15 protein-coding genes and 1 pseudogene are annotated in these 17,306 nt (G+C 65.9%); 11 read left to right on the plus strand and 5 right to left on the minus strand.

The window, feature by feature from the left end; genetic code table 11:
• Nucleotides 1–9: 9 nt before the first annotated feature.
• Nucleotides 10–969, plus strand: a complete 960-nt coding sequence (locus tag AC07PT_RS24570) for an alpha-E domain-containing protein (protein ID WP_492348701.1) — start codon at nt 10–12, stop codon at nt 967–969.
• Between the two features lie 118 nt (nt 970–1,087).
• Nucleotides 1,088–4,315 carry an EAL domain-containing protein gene (locus AC07PT_RS24575; RefSeq protein WP_494658451.1) on the plus strand — a complete coding sequence of 1,076 codons (3,228 nt, stop codon included), beginning with the start codon at nt 1,088–1,090 and terminating at the stop codon, nt 4,313–4,315.
• On the opposite strand, the gene AC07PT_RS24580 is transcribed toward AC07PT_RS24575, so the two are convergent.
• Nucleotides 4,300–5,235: a LysR substrate-binding domain-containing protein gene (locus AC07PT_RS24580; RefSeq protein ID WP_492348703.1), complete on the minus strand. Its 936-nt coding sequence runs from the start codon at nt 5,233–5,235 to the stop codon at nt 4,300–4,302. The two genes, AC07PT_RS24575 and AC07PT_RS24580, sit on opposite strands and share 16 nt — an antisense overlap.
• A 186-nt stretch (nt 5,236–5,421) precedes the next feature.
• Here AC07PT_RS24580 and AC07PT_RS24585 point away from each other — a divergent pair, with 186 nt between their 5' ends.
• The 4 genes from AC07PT_RS24585 to AC07PT_RS24600 all read left to right on the plus strand — a co-directional run bounded on the left by AC07PT_RS24585 (nt 5,422) and on the right by AC07PT_RS24600 (nt 8,258).
• Complete coding sequence (locus tag AC07PT_RS24585; RefSeq protein ID WP_492348704.1) at nt 5,422–6,183, plus strand: isochorismatase family protein; 762 nt, start codon at nt 5,422–5,424, stop codon at nt 6,181–6,183.
• A gap of 66 nt (nt 6,184–6,249) precedes the next feature.
• On the plus strand, nt 6,250–6,996 hold the full coding sequence (locus AC07PT_RS24590; RefSeq protein WP_494658452.1) for an SDR family NAD(P)-dependent oxidoreductase: 747 nt from the start codon (nt 6,250–6,252) through the stop codon (nt 6,994–6,996).
• Entirely contained in the window at nt 6,996–7,319 is a 324-nt protein-coding gene (locus AC07PT_RS24595) for a putative quinol monooxygenase (protein WP_492348706.1), read from the plus strand. The genes AC07PT_RS24590 and AC07PT_RS24595 overlap by 1 nt, the downstream gene beginning before the upstream one ends.
• 57 nt (nt 7,320–7,376) lie before the next feature.
• Nucleotides 7,377–8,258, plus strand: coding sequence for a pirin family protein (locus AC07PT_RS24600; RefSeq protein WP_492348707.1), 882 nt, complete (start codon nt 7,377–7,379; stop codon nt 8,256–8,258).
• 35 nt (nt 8,259–8,293) lie between these two features.
• On the opposite strand, the gene mltB is transcribed toward AC07PT_RS24600, so the two are convergent.
• The 4 genes from mltB to AC07PT_RS24620 form a co-directional block, all read right to left on the minus strand.
• Entirely contained in the window at nt 8,294–9,436 is a 1,143-nt protein-coding gene (mltB, locus tag AC07PT_RS24605; RefSeq protein WP_494658459.1) for a lytic murein transglycosylase B, read from the minus strand.
• A gap of 80 nt (nt 9,437–9,516) precedes the next feature.
• A complete protein-coding gene (locus AC07PT_RS24610; protein WP_494658453.1) occupies nt 9,517–11,550 on the minus strand; it encodes a transglutaminase TgpA family protein in 2,034 nt (677 codons plus the stop codon).
• 14 nt (nt 11,551–11,564) lie between these two features.
• Nucleotides 11,565–12,578, minus strand: a complete 1,014-nt coding sequence (locus tag AC07PT_RS24615) for a DUF58 domain-containing protein (protein ID WP_494658454.1) — start codon at nt 12,576–12,578, stop codon at nt 11,565–11,567.
• Nucleotides 12,575–13,495, minus strand: a complete 921-nt coding sequence (locus AC07PT_RS24620) for an AAA family ATPase (RefSeq protein ID WP_492348710.1) — start codon at nt 13,493–13,495, stop codon at nt 12,575–12,577. Before AC07PT_RS24620 ends, AC07PT_RS24615 begins: the two co-directional genes overlap by 4 nt.
• A 45-nt stretch (nt 13,496–13,540) precedes the next feature.
• On the opposite strand from AC07PT_RS24620, the gene AC07PT_RS24625 reads away from it, so the two are divergent.
• The 5 genes and pseudogenes from AC07PT_RS24625 to AC07PT_RS24645 form a co-directional block, all read left to right on the plus strand.
• Nucleotides 13,541–14,494: a histone deacetylase family protein gene (locus AC07PT_RS24625; RefSeq protein ID WP_492348711.1), complete on the plus strand. Its 954-nt coding sequence runs from the start codon at nt 13,541–13,543 to the stop codon at nt 14,492–14,494.
• A gap of 16 nt (nt 14,495–14,510) precedes the next feature.
• On the plus strand, nt 14,511–15,314 hold the full coding sequence (locus AC07PT_RS24630) for an enoyl-CoA hydratase (RefSeq protein WP_494658455.1): 804 nt from the start codon (nt 14,511–14,513) through the stop codon (nt 15,312–15,314).
• A 7-nt stretch (nt 15,315–15,321) separates the two neighbouring features.
• Nucleotides 15,322–16,623 carry a mechanosensitive ion channel family protein gene (locus AC07PT_RS24635; RefSeq protein ID WP_494658456.1) on the plus strand — a complete coding sequence of 434 codons (1,302 nt, stop codon included), beginning with the start codon at nt 15,322–15,324 and terminating at the stop codon, nt 16,621–16,623.
• A gap of 37 nt (nt 16,624–16,660) precedes the next feature.
• Complete coding sequence (locus AC07PT_RS24640; RefSeq protein WP_494658457.1) at nt 16,661–16,987, plus strand: helix-turn-helix transcriptional regulator; 327 nt, start codon at nt 16,661–16,663, stop codon at nt 16,985–16,987.
• A gap of 230 nt (nt 16,988–17,217) precedes the next feature.
• Nucleotides 17,218–17,306 (plus strand): annotated as a pseudogene (locus AC07PT_RS24645) (electron transfer flavoprotein subunit beta/FixA family protein); the annotation flags it as partial.

Below are 17,306 nucleotides of genomic sequence, written 5' to 3' on the forward strand. Positions count from 1 at the left end.
AGTCACTGAATGTTGTCAAGAACCGCTGATCATTTGTTCTGGATGTCTCGTTATACCGAGCGTGCCGAAAACACCGCCCGGATGCTGGACGTGAACTACCAGACCTCTCTGTTGCCCCAGTCGGCCGCCGTGGCCCAGGTGGGTTGGCAGGGCCTGCTGTCCATCAGCGAGTTGTTGCCGTCCTACCAGGCTTTGTATGGCGAGGTGACGCCTGCTCGCGTGCTGGAGTTCATGGTGAAGGATGAGGACAACCCCTCGTCGATCATGTCCTGTCTGCGTGCGGCGCGCGAGAACGCCCGTGCGGTGCGCGGTTCTCTCACCACCGAGGCCTGGGAGATCCAGAACCAGACTTGGCTGGAGGTCAACCGCATGTTGCGCCAGGGCGATTTCGAGCGCGATCCGGGTCAGTTCTTCGAGTGGGTGAAGTTTCGATCCCACCTGTCTCGCGGTGTGACCGTGGGCACCATGTTGATGGACGAGGCGCTGCATTTCATGCGCCTGGGCACCTTCCTGGAGCGAGCCGACAACACGGCGCGTCTGGTCGATGTGAAGTTCCATGCCGTGCAGAGCGATTTTTTCGGCGCGGCCAGCGAGAAGGATCAGGAGTACGACTTCTACCACTGGAGCGCGATCCTGCGCAGCGTGTCGGCCTTCGAGATCTACCGCAAGGTGTACCGCGACGTGATCAAGCCTGAGCGGGTGGCCGAACTGCTGATTCTGCGTGCTGACATGCCACGCTCCCTGCATGCCAGCCTCAATGAGGTGGTGCACAACCTGGAGATGGTGTCCAACGACCAGTCGGACGAGACGCTGCGCCGTGCGGGCAAGCTGCGGGCCGATCTGCAATATGCCCGCATCGACGAGATCCTGGCCACCGGTCTGCACGCCTTCCTGACCCAGTTCCTGGACCGGGTCAATGAACTGGGTGGGCGCATCAGCCGAGACTTCCTGATCCCGGCAGCGGCCTGAGGGGCTTCGCCGTCAGGCCCTGGGCCCTTGAGCAGGCCCTGGGCCCCAGCGTGGCCGAAGTGCATCGCAGGAAGGTATCTGAGGTCATGGCGCCGTTCTTGGCACAGGAGGTTCGTGGGTGAGACTGTTGAAGCCCTTGATTGGCTGGCTGGGGCGTTTGAGCGTCGGGCGCAAGCTCACCCTGATTTACCTGCTGGATCTGACCGCGGTGATCTATGTGTCGGGCATCCTGATCCACGAGAAGTACCTCGCGATTGACTTCGCCCGCAAAGAGATCGTGGGCACCCGCTACAGCGTTGCGGTGCGTGACCTGTTGCTGCCGCCTTTCCGTGATGCGGCGCCCGGGAATCAGGCCGCCGCTGTTGAGCCCGCTGACACTCGCCAGGCCCGGCAAGGGCTGCTGGACGAGTTGCGCCAGCAGCACGATGAGTCGCTGGGGGCCGCTGAACTCAGCGCAGCCTGGGTGAAGGCGCTCGCGGCGGCCCAGGCCCAGCCTGAAACGCGCAAGCTGCTGGGGGCCGTGGCCCGCCAGGGGCGTGAGCTGCTGACCATGGTAGGCAACCAGTCCAACCTCATCCTGGACCCCGATCTGGACAGCTATTACGCCATGTCGCTCGGGGTTTTGAGATTTCCCGAATTGCTGGAGGTGCTGTACGACACGGCGCAAGCCCTTGATGGCGTCTCTGAGCAGGCACTTCGCTCGGGCCGACGGCGCACCGAGTTGTTGATCCTGGCCGGGCGACTGGATGCGGTCTCGCTGGGGGTCGCCGCAGACTACCAACAGGCGCTGGCGGCTGGCCAGTTGCCTTTGCGGCAGGCTTTGGGCGATTCGCCCGCGCAGCTTCAGCAGCAATTGCAGGCCCTGTTGGCGGTGGTGCGAGCGCTGTCTGACGACAGCGGCCCGCCGCCTCCTGATCTGGCGGCTTTCCGCGACGGCTATGGTCAGACCCTGCTGCGGCTGGATCAGGCCTGGGCCCAGGTGCTGGGCGCGCTGGACGCCATGCTTCACAAGCGCGTCGAGGCCTTGTTCCTGCGCATGTGGCTGCACCTGGGCACGGCCTTGTTGCTGCTGGGCTGCATCCTGAGCCTGGTCTATACCGTGGCGCGTCTGATCTCTCACCCGCTGCGTCACCTGGCCGAGGTGGCTGACGAGGTGAGTCGCACTGGTGATCACAGCCAGCGAGCGCTCTGGCACAGCCGCGACGAGATCGGGCAATTGGTGACGGCCTTCAATGACATGCTGGCGCAGCTGGATCGCGAGCGCCTGACGCAGCAGGAACTGGCGGCCAGTGCTCGCGCGGCCCAGACCCAGCACGACATGGTGGAGGCGATTCCCATCGCCATGGTGGTGACATCCGTGCCTCGGCATCAGGTGCTGCATGCCAACGCACCTGCGCAGCCCTGGTTGGCCGGCCGCAGCGAAGACCCCTGGGCCACCGGGCTCGAACCAGGTGTGCGGGCCCGCTTCTTCCAGCGCCTCGCTGATCAGGGGGCGGTGGACGAGTTCGAGGTGCGTTGGCTGGGCGGCGAGACGCCGTCCTGGGCCGTGCTGTCGGCGCGGCGCCTGCAGTTTCAGGGGCAGGATGCGGTGCTGACGGCCTTCACGCCGATCAACATGCTCAAGCTCATGGAGCAGCGCCTGGAGCTGTGGGCCAAGGTGTTCGAGGCCTCGTCCGAAAGCATCATCATCATGGACGAGCGTCAGCGCATCCTGAGCGTCAACAAGGCTTTCTGCCGCAGCACCTATTACGACTACTACGAGGTGATTGGGGAACAGCTCAGTCAGTTGATCCTGCCCGGCGAGGTGGAGCACTGGCCCGCCAGCCTGCCCGCCTTGCTGGGTGACCGCGATGCCTGGCAGGGCGAGGTGCATTTTCGTCGGCGCTCGGGCGAAAGCTATCCGGCCTGGCTGATGATTTCGGCGGTGCGCGACGCCTCGCGCCAGGGCGAGGTGTCGCACTACATCGGGATCTCGGTCGACATCACCGACCGCAAGCGCACCGAGGCGCGTGTGCAGTTCCTGGCCGAGCACGATGTGCTCACCGAACTGCCCAACCGTTCTCTGTGCATCACCCGGCTGGGTGAGGCCCTGAGCGCTGCCCAACAGTCGGGTGGGCGAGTGGCGGTGCTGTTCATCGACCTGGACCGGTTCAAAAACATCAACGATTCGCTGGGGCATCACATCGGAGATGGTTTGTTGCGTTCCGTGGCCCATCGCCTGACCCAGGCTGTGCGCGGTGGCGACACCGTGAGCCGTCTAGGGGGGGACGAGTTTGTGGTCATCATGCAAGGCGTGGCCGACGGCGACGAGGTGCGTTCGGTGGTCGAGCGCCGCCTGATCCCGCTGATCCGCCAGGCGCACCCGGTGGAGGGGCACAGCCTGCAGGTGTCCTGCAGCGTGGGCATGGCCATCTACCCCGATGACAGCACCGATCTGGACGAGTTGATGCGACAGGCCGATGCGGCCATGTACGAGGCCAAGTCTTCGGGGCGTGACACCGCGCGCTTCTTCAGCCCCGAGATCGACCAAAGCACCCGGGAGCGGCAAGAGATCGAGCAGTACCTGAGGCAGGCCCTGGCCCACGAAGAGCTGTCTGTTCATTACCAGCCGCGCATCGATGCCAACACCCTGGCGGTGGTGGGGCTGGAGGCCTTGCTGCGCTGGCAGCACCCGGTGCTGGGGTCGGTGTCGCCAGCGCGCTTCATTCCGGTGGCCGAGGAGACCGGCCTGATCCATCCGATCGGGCAATGGGTCATCCAGCAGGCCTGCGAGCAGATTGCCCGCTGGGGCGACGAGGGCCTGCCACCCCTGGTGGTGTCGGTCAATCTTTCTGCGGCCCAGCTCACGGATGAGGGCTTGGTGTCGCACCTGCAGACCTGCCTGCGGGCCAACCGCGTGGACCCAGGCCGGCTGGAGCTGGAGCTGACCGAGTCGCAGCTGATGGAGCATGCGGCGGTCTCGGGTCGGCTGCTGACGAACCTCAAGGCCCTGGGGGTGCAGTTGTCGATCGATGACTTTGGGACCGGCTACTCCAGCCTGGCCTACCTGAAGCAGTTTCCGATCGACAAGCTCAAGATCGACCAGTCCTTTGTGCGTGACCTGCTGACCGATCCGGCCGACCTGTCCATCGTCCGCGCCATCATCGCTCTGGGCCACAGCCTGAGCTTGGTGGTGGTGGCGGAGGGCGTGGAAACCGGCGAGGCCAGCGAACTGCTCAAGGCCCTGGGCTGCGACGAGCTTCAGGGCTATCACTTTGCCCGTCCCATGTCGCCGGCTCAGTTGCCCGCGTGGCTGGCCGACCGGGGGGTGCCCCAGGAGCGGCGGCGGTCTCAGCCTCGGGTCTGAGCGGGCAGGGCACGAGGGCGCTCTGGCTCGCTCGTCATCAGCATCGGCAACTCGGTCTTCAGAAAGTCGACCAGGGCCCGTGCCGCGGGGGCCAGGCCGCGCCGACTCGGGAAGAGCACCACCAGGTGGCCCGCCATCGGGCGCCAGCCCGGCAGCACGCTGACCAGCCGTCCGCTGGCCAGGTCGTCGGCGCACAGGTAGCCGGGCAGTCCGCACAGGCCGAGATCGCTGCGCGCCGCCTGGCGCAGCACCCCCAGGTTGTCGCTTTGCAGGCGGATGGGCATGGGCAGCGCGTGGACCACACCTTGCTCGTCGATCAGGCGCAGGTCGGTGTCACCTTCATCGTTGGGGGTGTAGAGCAACAGGGCGGCCTGCTCCAGATCCCCCAGGCTGTTCAGCGGGCCGATTTTTGCCAGGTAGGCGGGGCTGCAGACCAGCTTCCAGGGCACGGTGCAGACACAGGCCTGAACCAGGCTGGAGGTGTCGAGTCGCAGCGCCGTGCCGACGCCGCGCACCACCACGTCAACCTGTTCGGCGATCAGGTCCACGCTGCGGTTGGTGGCCTGCACCGCCACCTGGACCTCTGGAAAGCATTGCAGAAAGCGCGGCAGCAGGGTGCCGGCAATCATTTCTGACAAACCCACGGGCAAGCTCAAGCGCACCTTGCCCATGGGCCGGGTGCTGCGCTGCTGCACGGCCGCGATCCCGGCCTCGGCCTCTTTCAGCATCACCTGGCAATGGGCGTACAGGGCCTGACCGGCATCTGTGAGGCTGAGCCTGCGCGAACTGCGTTGCAGCAAGCGGGTGCCCAGGCGCGCCTCCAGCAAGGTCACCCGGCGCGACAGGCGTGACTTCGGAATACCCAGCGCTTCTCCTGCAGAGGTGAAACCTTTGCGCTCCACAACTTGTAAAAAAAGCAACAAATCATTCCATTCGACACTCATATTTATCATATATGACAGATTTGTTCTGTTGTTCCATTGAAATCAACGATTTTTGTAGATCGTTCTATGTGTGGAACTTTACGTTATCAGCACGCCCCTTTTTCTTGGGCCTGAAATCTTTCACAGTCCAGTCCTGTTCATTCAACCTCTCAGGAAAACAGCATGGATCGACGACATTTTCTTGGCACAGGCTCGGTCAGCGCCGTCGCCTTGGCACCCCTGGCCGCTGGCATGGCCGCCGCCGCACTGCCGGCTTCTGCCGCTACCTCCTCCTCCAGCAAAGAAAGCAACGCCATGTCCAATGCCCAGAATGCCTACCTGAACCTGCTCAGCCGCGAGAACACCGTGCTGCTGCTGACCGACCATCAAGTGGGCCTGTACACCGGCGTGCGCGACATCACCGTCGGTGACCTCAAGCACAACGTGGTGGCGCTGGCCAAGGCCGCCCGCATTTTGGGTGTGCCGGTCATCCTGACCGCCACCATGACCGACGGCATGTGGGGCCCTGTGATCCCTGAACTGCTGGCGGCCGTGCCCGACGTGCAACCCATTGTGCGTTCCAAGATCAACGCCTGGGAAGATGCCCGCGTGGTGGCTGCCGTGGCCAAGACCGGCCGCAAGCAACTCGTGGTGGCCGGCGTGTCGCTCGAAATCTGCGCCACCTACCCGGCGCTGTCGGCCAAGGCTGCTGGCTATGACTCGCGCGTGGTGTTGGACGCTTCGGGGACCTTCTCTGAACCCAAGCGCACGGCCGGTCTGGCCCGCCTGGCCGGCGCAGGCATCCCGGTGATGGATTACGCCAGCGTGGCGGTCGAGATGCTGGGCGACAACAACGACCCCAAGGCCCATGACGTCTATGGCGCCCTCGACATGCCTTTTGCCACCCTGGTGTGGCAGGTGACCAGTTCGGCTGCCAAGAAGTAAGCCACCCAGCCCAAGAAGACGCCGAAGCCCGCTGCCCGCGGGCTTCGGCATGACAGGACCCAGCCCATGCAAGCCTCTCCCAGAATCGCCATCGTCACCGGTGGCTCACGCGGCATCGGCGCCGCCGTCGCCGTCAAACTGGCCTCCCAGGGCCTGGCGGTGGCCATCGTTTACCAGCGCAATGCCCAAGCCGCCGAACAGGTGCTGGAGCGAATCCGCGCCGCTGGCGGCGTGGCCGAGGCCTTTGCGGCCGACGTCAGTGATGAAGCCAGCGTGAAAGCCGCCATGACGCGCATCGTCGAACGCTTCGGGCAGGTGGATGCCTTGGTCAACTGTGCCGGCATGCTGGAGATGCGCACCCTGGCGGAGATGGACGCTGCCAGTGTGGCGCGGGCCTTCAACGTCAACTTCAACAGCGTGATCTACATGGTGCAGAGCGCCTTGCCGCACTTTCCGCTGCGCGGGGGGCGGATCGTGAACTTCTCCACCAACCTGATCTACCAGCCCCGGCCGGGCTCCGGTCTGTATGCGGCCAGCAAGGCAGCGGTGTCGGTGCTGACGAACGCGCTGGCCAAAGAGTTGGGTCCGCGTGGCATCACCGTCAATGCCGTGGCCCCATCGATGACACGCACCGACATGACCGCTGCAACACCGCCGGCACGCCGTGAGGCTGTGATGGCCGCCACCCCCTTGGGGCGCATCGGTGAGCCCGAAGATGTGGCCGATGTGGTGGCCTTTCTGGCCTCCGATGATTCGCGTTGGATGACGGGCCGAACCTTGCTGACGGACGGTGGTCTCACCGACGCCTTGTGATGCCATCCAGCGATGCTGCCCAGCCCTGGGTCATCACGGTGACCCTGCGCGTGAAACCTGGTTGCCGGGACCAGCTGCTGGGCGAGCTGTTGGCCCTGCGCCAGCAGATCCTGCAAGAGGGGGTGTGCCTGGGCTTTGATGTGCTGGCCAATGCCGAAGAAGCCAACGAATTGCTGCTGTACGAGGTCTGGCCCAGCCGCGAATTCGTGCAGGAGGTGCAACTGAAGAAGGCCTATTACGACCCCTACTTCGAGCGCATCGACCCCTGGCTTGATGGTGTGCGCCCGATCCGGCATTGGCAGGCCCTGGCCCGCCAGGCCTGAGGCTGATTCAGCACCGCCGATCCGATCTTCTGCTTTCGAATCTGACTGGAGTCCTTGATGAGTTCATTGAAAATTTCCAAGCCTGTGGCGGGCCACGACATGCGGATTGGCACGGGTTTCACGGCCAAGCACCTGCCTGAAGATGCGTTCCAGGGCCTGATCGACCCGGTGGTGATGGTGGATCACTTCCACATGACCTCGCCCACCTTCCAGCCGCACCCCCACGCGGGCATTTCGGCCGTCACCTACATGTTCGAGGATTCGACCTCGCCCCATGTGAACTACGACTCGATGGGCAACAACGGGCCCATCCACCCCGGCGCACTGCACTGGTTTGCAGCCGGACGCGGTGCCGTGCACACCGAGCAGCCCGAGGGCCTGAATCCGCACGTGCATGCGCTGCAGATCTTCGTCAACCTGCCGGCTGCCAAAAAGGGCCATGCCCCGTTTGCCGTCCACCTGGAGCCCGCCGAGGTGCCCGAGATCCGCCACCCCGGTGTGCGGGTGCGCGTGGTGCTGGGCGAAAGCCAGGGCGTGGCCTCGCCAGCGACCGCCCAATTGCCCGAACCCTTCACCCTGCTGGACGGCTTTGTTCAGCCAGGCGCCCACTTCGAGCACGTGCTGCCGCGGGGCTGGGGGGGCTTGCTCTACGTGCTCGCGGGCGAGTTGCTCCTGTCTGCCGCTGGCGAGCAGCGCACCCTGACGGCCGAGCATGGCCTGGGCCTGCAATTGCCAGCCGAGTCGGCCACCGCCCAGGAAACCTTGCAGTTGCAGGCTCAGGGTTCGGCGGTCCTGCACTTTGCGTTGCTCAGCGGCCCGGCCCTGCGCGAGCCTCTGGTCAAGCAGGGCCCGTTTGTGATGAATACCGTCGAGCAGATGCAGCAAGCCATCCGCGACTTCCAGGCTGGCAAGTTCGGCCAGTTGGTCATGCCCTCCTGACGAGGGCCGTGTTCAAGAGCCGACGGCCGCTGTTCTCAGTGGGGCAGTGCGGCCTGGATGGCTTCGCCCAACTCGAGCACCGCCATCGCGTAGTAGCTCGACCAGTTGTAGCGGGTGATCACATAGAAGTTGTCGGTGCCGGCCACGTAGCTGGGCTGGGCGCCGCCGTTGTGCAACTCAATCAGGGCCAGCTTGGTGCCTGGCGCCACCGGACCCTCGTCGATCACTGCCCCCTTGGCGGCAAACTGGGCCGGGCTGAACGTGGGCAGGATGTCGGGCAACAGCAGGGCCTCCTTGTCGAGCCGCTCCAGGTCGAAGTGCATGGCATAGCGCACCGGCAGGCCCGTCTGCCAGCCATAGGCTTTGAAGTAATTGGCCACCGAGCCGATGGCATCGGCGGGGCTGTTGAACAGATCGATGCGGCCATCGCCGTCAAAGTCCACCGCATAGCGCGCCCAACTGCTGGGCATGAACTGGGGCATGCCCATGGCGCCGGCGTAGCTGCCACGTGGCTGCAGGGCGTCGGTGCCGCTGCGTTGGTGGTAGGCCAGAAATTGTTCCAACTCGCCGCGAAAGTAAGCCTGGCGTTCGGCCGCGCGCGGGTGGCTGGCCGGGAAGTCGAAGGCCAGGGTGGCCAGTGCGTCGATCACGCGGTAGTTGCCCATGTGCTGGCCGTACAGGGTCTCGACCCCCAGGATGCCCACGATCACCGACGCCGGCACGCCGAACTCGCGTTCGGCCCGTTCCAGGGTGTCGCGGTGGCGCTGCCAGAAAGCCACCCCGGCGCCGATGCGCACAGGCTCCACAAAGCGTGCCCGGTACGCCTGCCAGTTTTTGGCGCTGGGGCTGCTGGGGGGCAACATCAGTTTGGGCACTCCGGGCAGCAGCCGGGCCTGGCCCAGGGTCTCGCGCAGCACCACCCGATCCAGCTGGCGGCGATCTGCTACGTCGTCGGCAAAGGCCATGGCTTCGCTGCGTTGGGCATAGGGCAAGGTGCCGACCACTGATTCGGCCTTTTTGCGGGCTGTCGGGGTCGGCTTGACGGCCTTGACCGCCTTGCTGCCGGCGTGGTGCTTTTTGCCGGTCTTGGTCTCGTGACCCGCGATGGCCAGGGGGCTGAGAAGACTGGCGGTGATCAGGGTGGCCAGGGTTCGGGTCAGTGCGTGCATGGCCGTCATTGTCACAGCAGTCAAGCCGGCATCAAGGCGCCGCAGCCGACCTGGGCCTCAAAAAAAGGAACTGCTGGTGCGCCGTGTCCTCAGGTAGGGCGGGGCGGCCAGTTCAACTGCCTGAGTTGCTGCTCCAGTTTTTTCAAGGGGACTGCCATGCGCGGCGCGCCCGTCGATGCCGGTGCGGCATAACGCAGCCGCTCCAGTTGCAACAGCCAGTCGTTCAGGGCCTGCCCGGCCGGGCCCCAGTGCGCCAGGGCCTGCTGGCCCAGGGCGCGCGGTGTGGTCACGCCCGTGGCTGGCAGGCCGTGGGCATGGGCCAGGGCCTGGGCTCGGTGCAGCAGGCGCAGCCACGGATCATGCTGGCGGCGGTCCCACAACTGCCAGCCACTGGCGCCCAGGGCGGCCGCGGCCAGCAGGCCGCCCAGGAGCATGGCCAGGTCTTCCCAACTGGGGGCTTCGAAGCCCAACTGGCGCAGCAGGTCAAGCTGGCGCCCCTGGGTGTAGTTGAGCACCCATTGGTTCCAGCGGTTGTTGGTGGCGTCCCAGATGCCACGCAGGCTTTGCATCAGCCCGGGGCTCATGGTCACCAGAGCGTTCGCCACCAACCCGCGCGGTGCCACCAGGCGTTGCATCGATCCGACGCGCCCAGGGGCGATGGCCGCGGTGGGGTCGACGCGCACCCAGCCCCGCCCCTTGAGCCAGACCTCTGACCAGGCATGCGCATCGCTCTGGCGCAGGGTCCAGTAGCCATCGAGCGGGTTGCGCTCGCCCCCCTGGTAGCCAGTGACCACGCGCGCCGGGATGTCGAGCGCCCGCATCAGCACCACGAACGATGAGGCCACGTGCTCGCAAAAGCCGGCCTTGCGGTCGAACCAGAATTCGTCGGCGGTGTCGCGCCCATACAGGCCAGGCTCCAGGGTGTAGCTGTAGCCGCCAGTGGCCAGGCGGTGCAACACCTGCTGGACCAGGGCCGCGTCGTCGGCCCCGGCCAGCTTCGGGTCGCGACGCATTTCACTGGCCAGTTGCAGGGTGCGCGGGTTGTAGCCAGCGGGTAGCTCGGTCTCCTGCCGCAGCAAAGGGTCGTTGGCCGCGGGGCCGTAGCTGAACTCGGGGTAGGCCACGGCCTGGTAGCGCAGCAACTCGGTGACGGGGCGCGCCATCACCCATTGCAGCTCGGGGGTGGCATAGGCGACCTGAGGGCCCAGGCGGGGCGCCTCGGCGGTCGCATCCAGGGTCAGCAGCCAGGGGCGGTTGTTGGGCTCCAGGGTCAGTTCGTAGGGCACCGGCGTGCCCTGGGTCTTCAGGCTGGCGGGGGGGCGTCGGTAGAGCACCTGGTTCATCAGGTCTTCTGGCTGACGCGGCCTCCACTCGCGGCCATCAAAGTTCGAGAACACCGGCCCACGGAAGTAAAGCTGCCTTTGCTCCGGGGCGGCGCCGTTGGCGTTCAAGAAGCGCAGTCGGAAGGCAATGGCATCGTCCAGCGCCAGTTCGGTCACGTCGCCCACGCTCATGCGTGAGGACAGGCCGCTGCGGGCGCCTTGGGCGTCGGCCGGCAGACCCCACAGTGGCGCCACCCGTGGGAACAGCAGGAACAGGGCGACCATTACGGGCGCGCCCCAGGCCGTCATGCGCAGTGCCAGGCCGGCCGAGGTGGCCAGGGGCGGGCGGCCTACCGGCAGATTGGCATTGATGAGGGCGGTGAGCAGCCCCAGCAGGCCCAGCAACATGGCCAGCGCCACCAGCAGACTCTGAGAAAAGAAGAAGTGGGTCAACAAGGTGAAGAAACCCAGGAAGAACACCACAAAGGCGTCCCGCCGGGCCCGCATTTCCAGCGTCTTGAGTGCCAGCAGAGCCACCACCAGGGTGACCCCCGCGTCGCGTCCGAGCAAGGTTTTGTGGCTCCAGAAGGTGCCCGTCATGGCCAGCAGCAGCAGGCCCATCAGCCACCAGCGGGCCGGCAGTGGGCGGGCATGCCAGGCCAGCCAGCCACGCCAGCCCAGCGTCAGGCAGACCATCAGCAAGGTCCAGGCTGGCAGGTTGCTGGCGTGCGGCAGGACCACCCAGGCGACCACAGCCAGCAGAAAAAGGGTGTCGCGGCTGTCGCGCGGCAATTGGGACATGGGGAGTGGGTGCTTCAGCACAGGGCCAGGGCCTCCAGGCATTGTTGGCGGTGGGCCGGGCCCGTGCCGGGCGGGATCTCCCTCTGGGGCAGTCGCAGCCCGAAATTCAGGCCCAGGGTGTCGGCGGCCAGCACCCAGGCGCACAGCCTGGACCATCGCGCCTCGGGCGGCAGGGCGGTCAGGCTGGTGTGGTCCAGCCACAACTCGTGCAAGGGGGCCGGCGCGCTGTCTCGGCTGACCAGGGCCGCCGAGCCCGTGGCCAGCGCCGTGGCCGCCTTCTTCCAGACCACCTGCCGCATCGGGTCGCCCCGCCGATAGGTGCGCACGCCGTCGAACTCCTGGCCGCGGGTCAGGCCGGCCGCCAAGGCTGGGGCCTGGTCTCGGGCCTGGCCCGGGGGCAGCGGGGGAGGGGCCGCCTCCGGTTGCGGGTACACCAGCACTTGTGCGGCCGGCCGCCAGATCGTCCAGACTCTGAACGTACCCAGGGGAAAACGGGTCTCCGCGCTGAGGACCGGCACCCGTTGCAGACCGCGCTGCCGTGGGCAGAAGGCCAGGTGCAGCACGCTTTGGCCTTGGGCCGGTACATCGGTCCACACCCAGTCGGCGCTGTCCAGCACGGCCAGTCCGATGCCGTGGCGAGCGGTTTTGCGGGGGTTGTCCAGCACCACTTCCAGGGTCTCGGCCTGACCGCAGAACGTCGGGGCCGGGGGCTGCAGGCGCATCGACAGGCCGCTCAGGGTGGCGTGGCCGACATGCATGCCTGCCACGGCACAACCGGCCAGCAAAAACGTCAGCAGGTAGCCCAGATTGAGTTGGTAGTTGATCGAGGCCAGCAGCAGGATCAGCAGGGTGGCCGCCAGCATCCAACCGGGTCGCGTGGGCAGGATGTAGACGTTGCGTTGGCTCAGCGTCATCAGATCGCTCAAGGGCAGGCGCCCCTGCCACCAGCGCCTGAATCGGGCCCGGGCCTGGCTGGCGGGGTTGAATCGGGCCCAACCGCCCGGCAAGGCTGCCTGGGGGGTGCTCATGGCAGCGGCACGGCCTCCAGCAGGGCGCGCACCTGCTCAAGGGCGCCCCGGCCGGAGGAGGTTACCGGCACCAGGCGATGGGCCGTGGTCTGCGGCAGCACGGCCTGCACGTCGTCAGGGGCCACGTAGTCGCGGCCGCAGAGCAGGGCCTGGGCCTTGGCCGCGCGCAGCAGGGCCAGACCGGCGCGCGGCGACAGGCCTTGCAGGAACCAGCGGCCGTTGCGGGTGGCCGCCAGCAGGTCTTGCACATAGTCGAGCAGGGAGGGGGCGGCATGCACCGCCAGCACCTGTTGCTGCAGCGATTGCAGCTCTGGCAATGTCAGCAAAGGTTGCAGTTGTTCCAGCAGGTCGCGGCGGTCCTGCCCCGCCAGCAACGCTCGTTCGGCATCGCGCTCGGGGTAGCCGAGCGAAATTCGCATCAGAAAGCGGTCCAGCTGCGATTCGGGCAGGGCATAGGTGCCCAGTTGGTCGTGCGGGTTCTGGGTGGCAATCACGAAGAACGGGGCGGGCAGGGGGCGGGTCTGGCCTTCGACCGTCACCTGCCGCTCTTCCATGGCTTCCAGCAGGGCGCTCTGGGTCTTGGGGCTGGCGCGGTTGATCTCGTCGGCCAGCAGCACCTGGGCGAATACCGGGCCCGGGTGGAAGACGAAATCCTCGCGCCCGCGCTCGTAGATCGATACGCCGGTCAGGTCGCTGGGCATCAGGTCGGAGGTGAACTGCACGCGCGCAAACTGCAGGCCCAGGGTGCGGGCCAGGGCATGGGCCAGCGTGGTCTTGCCCACGCCCGGAACGTCCTCGATCAGCAGGTGTCCACCTGCCAAAAGGCAGGCCAGGCTGTCCTGGATCTGGGCGGGTTTGCCCGCAATCACCGTGTTAAGCTGATCTTGCAGCGCCTTGAGTTTTTGCTGAGTGTGCATGGCCCGAGACGTTATCCCAAAAATATGAGAGACACGAGATCGCCTGTGAACAAAACCGGTTACTACACCCACCGTGACTGCTGGAAACACGAGATGGGCCATGATCACCCAGAATGCCCGGCCCGGCTGGACGCCATCGAGGATCGCCTGTTGATGACGGGCGTCGGTGATGCCTTGGACCGGCGTGAGGCCCCGACTGCCGCCTTGGCCGATGTGGAGCTGGCGCACGACCGCATGCACATCGCCGCCTTGCGGGGGCTGACCGATCGCCTGGTCGACGAAATCCAGGCCGGGGGCCCGCCGCACGCCCAACTGGACCAGGACACCAGCATCAATGCCTTTACCTGGCAAGCCGCCTTGCGCTCGGCTGGTGCCGCCCTGGCGGCCACCGACGCCATCATGGCCGGCGAGCTCGAAAACGCCTTCTGCGCCGTGCGCCCGCCGGGCCACCACGCCTGCCGCGACAAGGCCATGGGCTTCTGCTTCTTCAACAATGTGGCCATCGCGGCCCGTTACGCCTTGGAGCGCTACCGACTGCAGCGCGTGGCCATCGTCGACTTTGACGTGCACCATGGCAATGGCACCGAAAACATCCTCTCCGGTGACCCGCGGGCCCTGATGGTGAGCTTCTTCCAGCACCCGTTCTACCCCTATTCGGGAGACCAGCACCCGGCCGAGAACATGCTCAACATCCCCGTGCCGGCCTACACCCGCGGCATGGACCTGCGCGAGATCATCGAGATGATGTGGATTCCGCGGCTGGAGGCCTTCAAGCCCGAAATGATCTTCATCAGCGCCGGGTTTGACGCCCACCGTGAGGACGACATGGGCCAACTGGGCCTGACCGAGCAAGACTTTGCCTGGATCACCCTGCGGGTCAAGGACATCGCGCGCCGCTTCTCCAAGGGCCGGATCGTGTCCTGTCTGGAGGGGGGCTACAACCCGGCCGCCCTGGCGCGCAGTGTCGAGGCGCACGTGCGCGTGCTGGCTGACCTCTGAGCCTGGGGCCCATCACATGCCTGACACCCCGCAGCCCGACCTGCTGCTCACCCGGCGCGATGCCCGCGGTGTGCTGACCCTGACCCTGAACCAGCCGGAGCGCTTCAATGTGCTCAGTGAGCCGATGCTGATCGCTTTGCAGGCCGCGGTGGACGCGGCCGCTGCCGACGAAGGCCTGCGTGTGCTGGTGCTGGCGGCCACTGGCCGGGCCTTTTGCGCGGGCCATGACTTCAAGGCCATGGCGGCACCCGGCCTGGCGCAGGCTGACCACCAGGCCTTGTTCGACCGCTGCAGCCGCTTCATGTTGTCTTTGCAGCGCCTGCCGGTGCCCGTGCTGGCGCGGGTGCAGGGCATGGCCACGGCGGCCGGCTGCCAGTTGGTGGCCCAATGCGATCTGGCGGTGGCCAGCACCGAGGCCAGCTTTGCCACCAGCGGCATCCGCTACGGCCTGTTCTGTGCCACCCCCAGTGTGCCGCTGGCACGCAATGTGTCGGCCAAGAAGGCGCTGGAGATGCTGTTCACTGGTGATTTCATCGACGCCCGCGAGGCCTTGGCCCAGGGCTTGCTCAATCGGGTGGCCGCGCCAGCGGAACTCGATGCGGTTTTGGAGACTCTGGTGCAAGGCCTGCTGCAAAAGCCGCGGGCCGCGCTGGCCATGGGCAAGGCCTTGTTCTATCGCCAGCGCGAAGCCGGTGTCGAGGCCGCCTACCAGTTGGCGGCCCAGACCATGGCCCTCAACATGATGGACCCGGATGCCCAGGAGGGCGCACGGGCTTTTGCCGAGAAACGGGTGCCCCGCTGGGCACCACAGGGAGATTGAAGCGTTGATGGATTTATTGGACAACCTGCAGGCCGAGTTCCAGACCTCGCGTGCCTGGATCGAATTGGCCTGTCTGCTGGGCAGCCTGGTCGTGGCCTTTGGGATTTCATTCTGGGCCAGTCGGCGGGCGCGGGGCACCGGTGACTCCGTCTGGTTTGGCCGCCGCACCCTGGACGGCCTGCTCTTCCCTGCGCTGGCGCTGGCCCTGGTCTACGCGGCCAAGGCCGTGGTGGCCCACCATCAAAGCGTTTTTCTGCTCAAGATCGCGATCCCGGTGCTGGTCTCGCTGGCCGTGATCCGCTTTTTTGCCCGGGTGCTGTCGGCTGCCTTCCCGGAGTCGGGGGCCATGCGCCTGGTCGAGCGACTGTTTTCGTGGGTGGCCTGGTTGGCCGCGGTGCTTTGGATTGTTGATCTGCTGCCTTCGGTACTCGAAGAACTGGACGCCATCCACCTGGCCTTTGGCAAGACCTCGATCAGTCTGCGCACCCTGATCGAGGGCTGCCTGAGCTCGGGTTTGGTGCTGGTGGTGGCCCTGTGGGTCTCGTCCACCCTGGAGCGCAAGGTGTTGAGCCATGCCATCAGCGACCTGTCGATGCGGCGGGTGGCCGTCAATGCCATGCGGGCGGTGCTGCTGCTCATGGGCTTGCTGTTCGCCTTGTCGGCCGTGGGGGTCGACCTGACGGCGCTGTCGGTGCTGGGCGGTGCGGTGGGGGTGGGGCTGGGCTTCGGCCTGCAGAAGCTGGCGGCCAACTACGTGAGCGGCTTTGTGATCCTGCTGGAGCGCTCGCTGCGCATCGGTGACAACGTGCGGGTCGACAGCTTCGAGGGCAAGATCACCGACATCAAAACCCGCTACACCTTGCTGCGCGCCACCAATGGACGCGAATCCATCGTCCCCAACGAAACCATGGTGTCGCAGCGGGTCGAGAACCTGTCGGCGGCCGACCTGCGGTTCAACATCACGACCAATGTGGTGGTGGGCTATGACAGCGACGTGAGCCTGGTGCAACAGATCCTGTGCGATGCGGCCAAGGCACAGCCTCGGGTGCTGGCCGATCCGGCGCCCGTGGCGTATCTGGTCAATTTCGTGCCTGACGGGCTGGAGTTCAGCCTGCACTTCTGGATCAATGATCCGGCCAGCGGGCAGGTCAATGTCCGCTCCGCCGTCAACCTGGCCATGCTGGCGGGTCTGCGCGCGGCGCAGGTCGATATCCCCTATCCGCAGCGGGTGCTGCGGGTGCAAGGCCCCGAGGTCGCCGCGCTGGTGCCCGTTGCTGCGGCGGCGCCAGCGCCGGTGTCTGGGGGTTGAGCCCATCGCGGGCACTGGATCCATCAGGAGGTTTCTCATGAACTCAGGTCAACGCCTGCGCGAAGAGCGCGAACGGCTGGGCTTCAGCCAGAACGACTTTGCCGCCCTGGTGCCGGTCACCCGCAAGACCATGTTCAACTGGGAGTCGGGGGCGGGCCATGTGGCTACCGAAGCCCTGGCGGTCTGGGCTCGCTCGGGCCTGGACGTGTTGTATGTGGTCACTGGCGAACGCCTGCCGCAAAAAGACTCGATGCCAGGCCCGCGTCAGCAGGCCTTGCTGAGGCAATTTGATGCAGCAGACGAAACCGGCCGCCGGGCCATCGAAGCCGCCGCCGCCCAGGCCACGGCGACCCCACCCCATTGATCGGGGCCTGCCAGGCCTCTTTCTGAAAGCCCCTTCAATCTGCGCTGGTGATTGACGTAACGTCAATCTTCCCCTTGTATAATCCGAAAAAAGCACGGTCGTACTTTTTTTGTGCTTGCCGCGATGGTGTCTCGAATTCGAGGACCATCTCTGTCAATCGACGTTGTGCCGCATAGAATCATCTGGTTTACGTGCACGTCAATTCAACTAATCAATTTGGAGCCGCAGCAATGAAGGTTTTGGTCCCCGTCAAACGCGTGGTGGACTACAACGTGAAGGTCCGGGTGAAGTCGGACAACACGGGTGTGGACATTGCCAA

The organism is Curvibacter sp. GW821-FHT09D12 (assembly GCF_059416245.1).

Excerpts from the sequence above, each read along its gene's own strand:
- AC07PT_RS24610 (WP_494658453.1), bottom strand. The coding sequence starts at position 11,550 with ATGTCCCAATTGCCGCGCGACAGCCGCGACACCCTTTTTCTGCTGGCT.
- mltB (WP_494658459.1), bottom strand. The coding sequence starts at position 9,436 with ATGACGGCCATGCACGCACTGACCCGAACCCTGGCCACCCTGATCACC.
- AC07PT_RS24640 (WP_494658457.1), top strand. The coding sequence starts at position 16,661 with ATGAACTCAGGTCAACGCCTGCGCGAAGAGCGCGAACGGCTGGGCTTC.
- AC07PT_RS24615 (WP_494658454.1), bottom strand. The coding sequence starts at position 12,578 with ATGAGCACCCCCCAGGCAGCCTTGCCGGGCGGTTGGGCCCGATTCAAC.
- AC07PT_RS24635 (WP_494658456.1), top strand. The coding sequence starts at position 15,322 with ATGGATTTATTGGACAACCTGCAGGCCGAGTTCCAGACCTCGCGTGCC.
- AC07PT_RS24590 (WP_494658452.1), top strand. The coding sequence starts at position 6,250 with ATGCAAGCCTCTCCCAGAATCGCCATCGTCACCGGTGGCTCACGCGGC.
- AC07PT_RS24620 (WP_492348710.1), bottom strand. The coding sequence starts at position 13,495 with ATGCACACTCAGCAAAAACTCAAGGCGCTGCAAGATCAGCTTAACACG.
- AC07PT_RS24570 (WP_492348701.1), top strand. The coding sequence starts at position 10 with ATGTTGTCAAGAACCGCTGATCATTTGTTCTGGATGTCTCGTTATACC.
- AC07PT_RS24595 (WP_492348706.1), top strand. The coding sequence starts at position 6,996 with ATGCCATCCAGCGATGCTGCCCAGCCCTGGGTCATCACGGTGACCCTG.
- AC07PT_RS24585 (WP_492348704.1), top strand. The coding sequence starts at position 5,422 with ATGGATCGACGACATTTTCTTGGCACAGGCTCGGTCAGCGCCGTCGCC.
- AC07PT_RS24600 (WP_492348707.1), top strand. The coding sequence starts at position 7,377 with ATGAGTTCATTGAAAATTTCCAAGCCTGTGGCGGGCCACGACATGCGG.
- AC07PT_RS24630 (WP_494658455.1), top strand. The coding sequence starts at position 14,511 with ATGCCTGACACCCCGCAGCCCGACCTGCTGCTCACCCGGCGCGATGCC.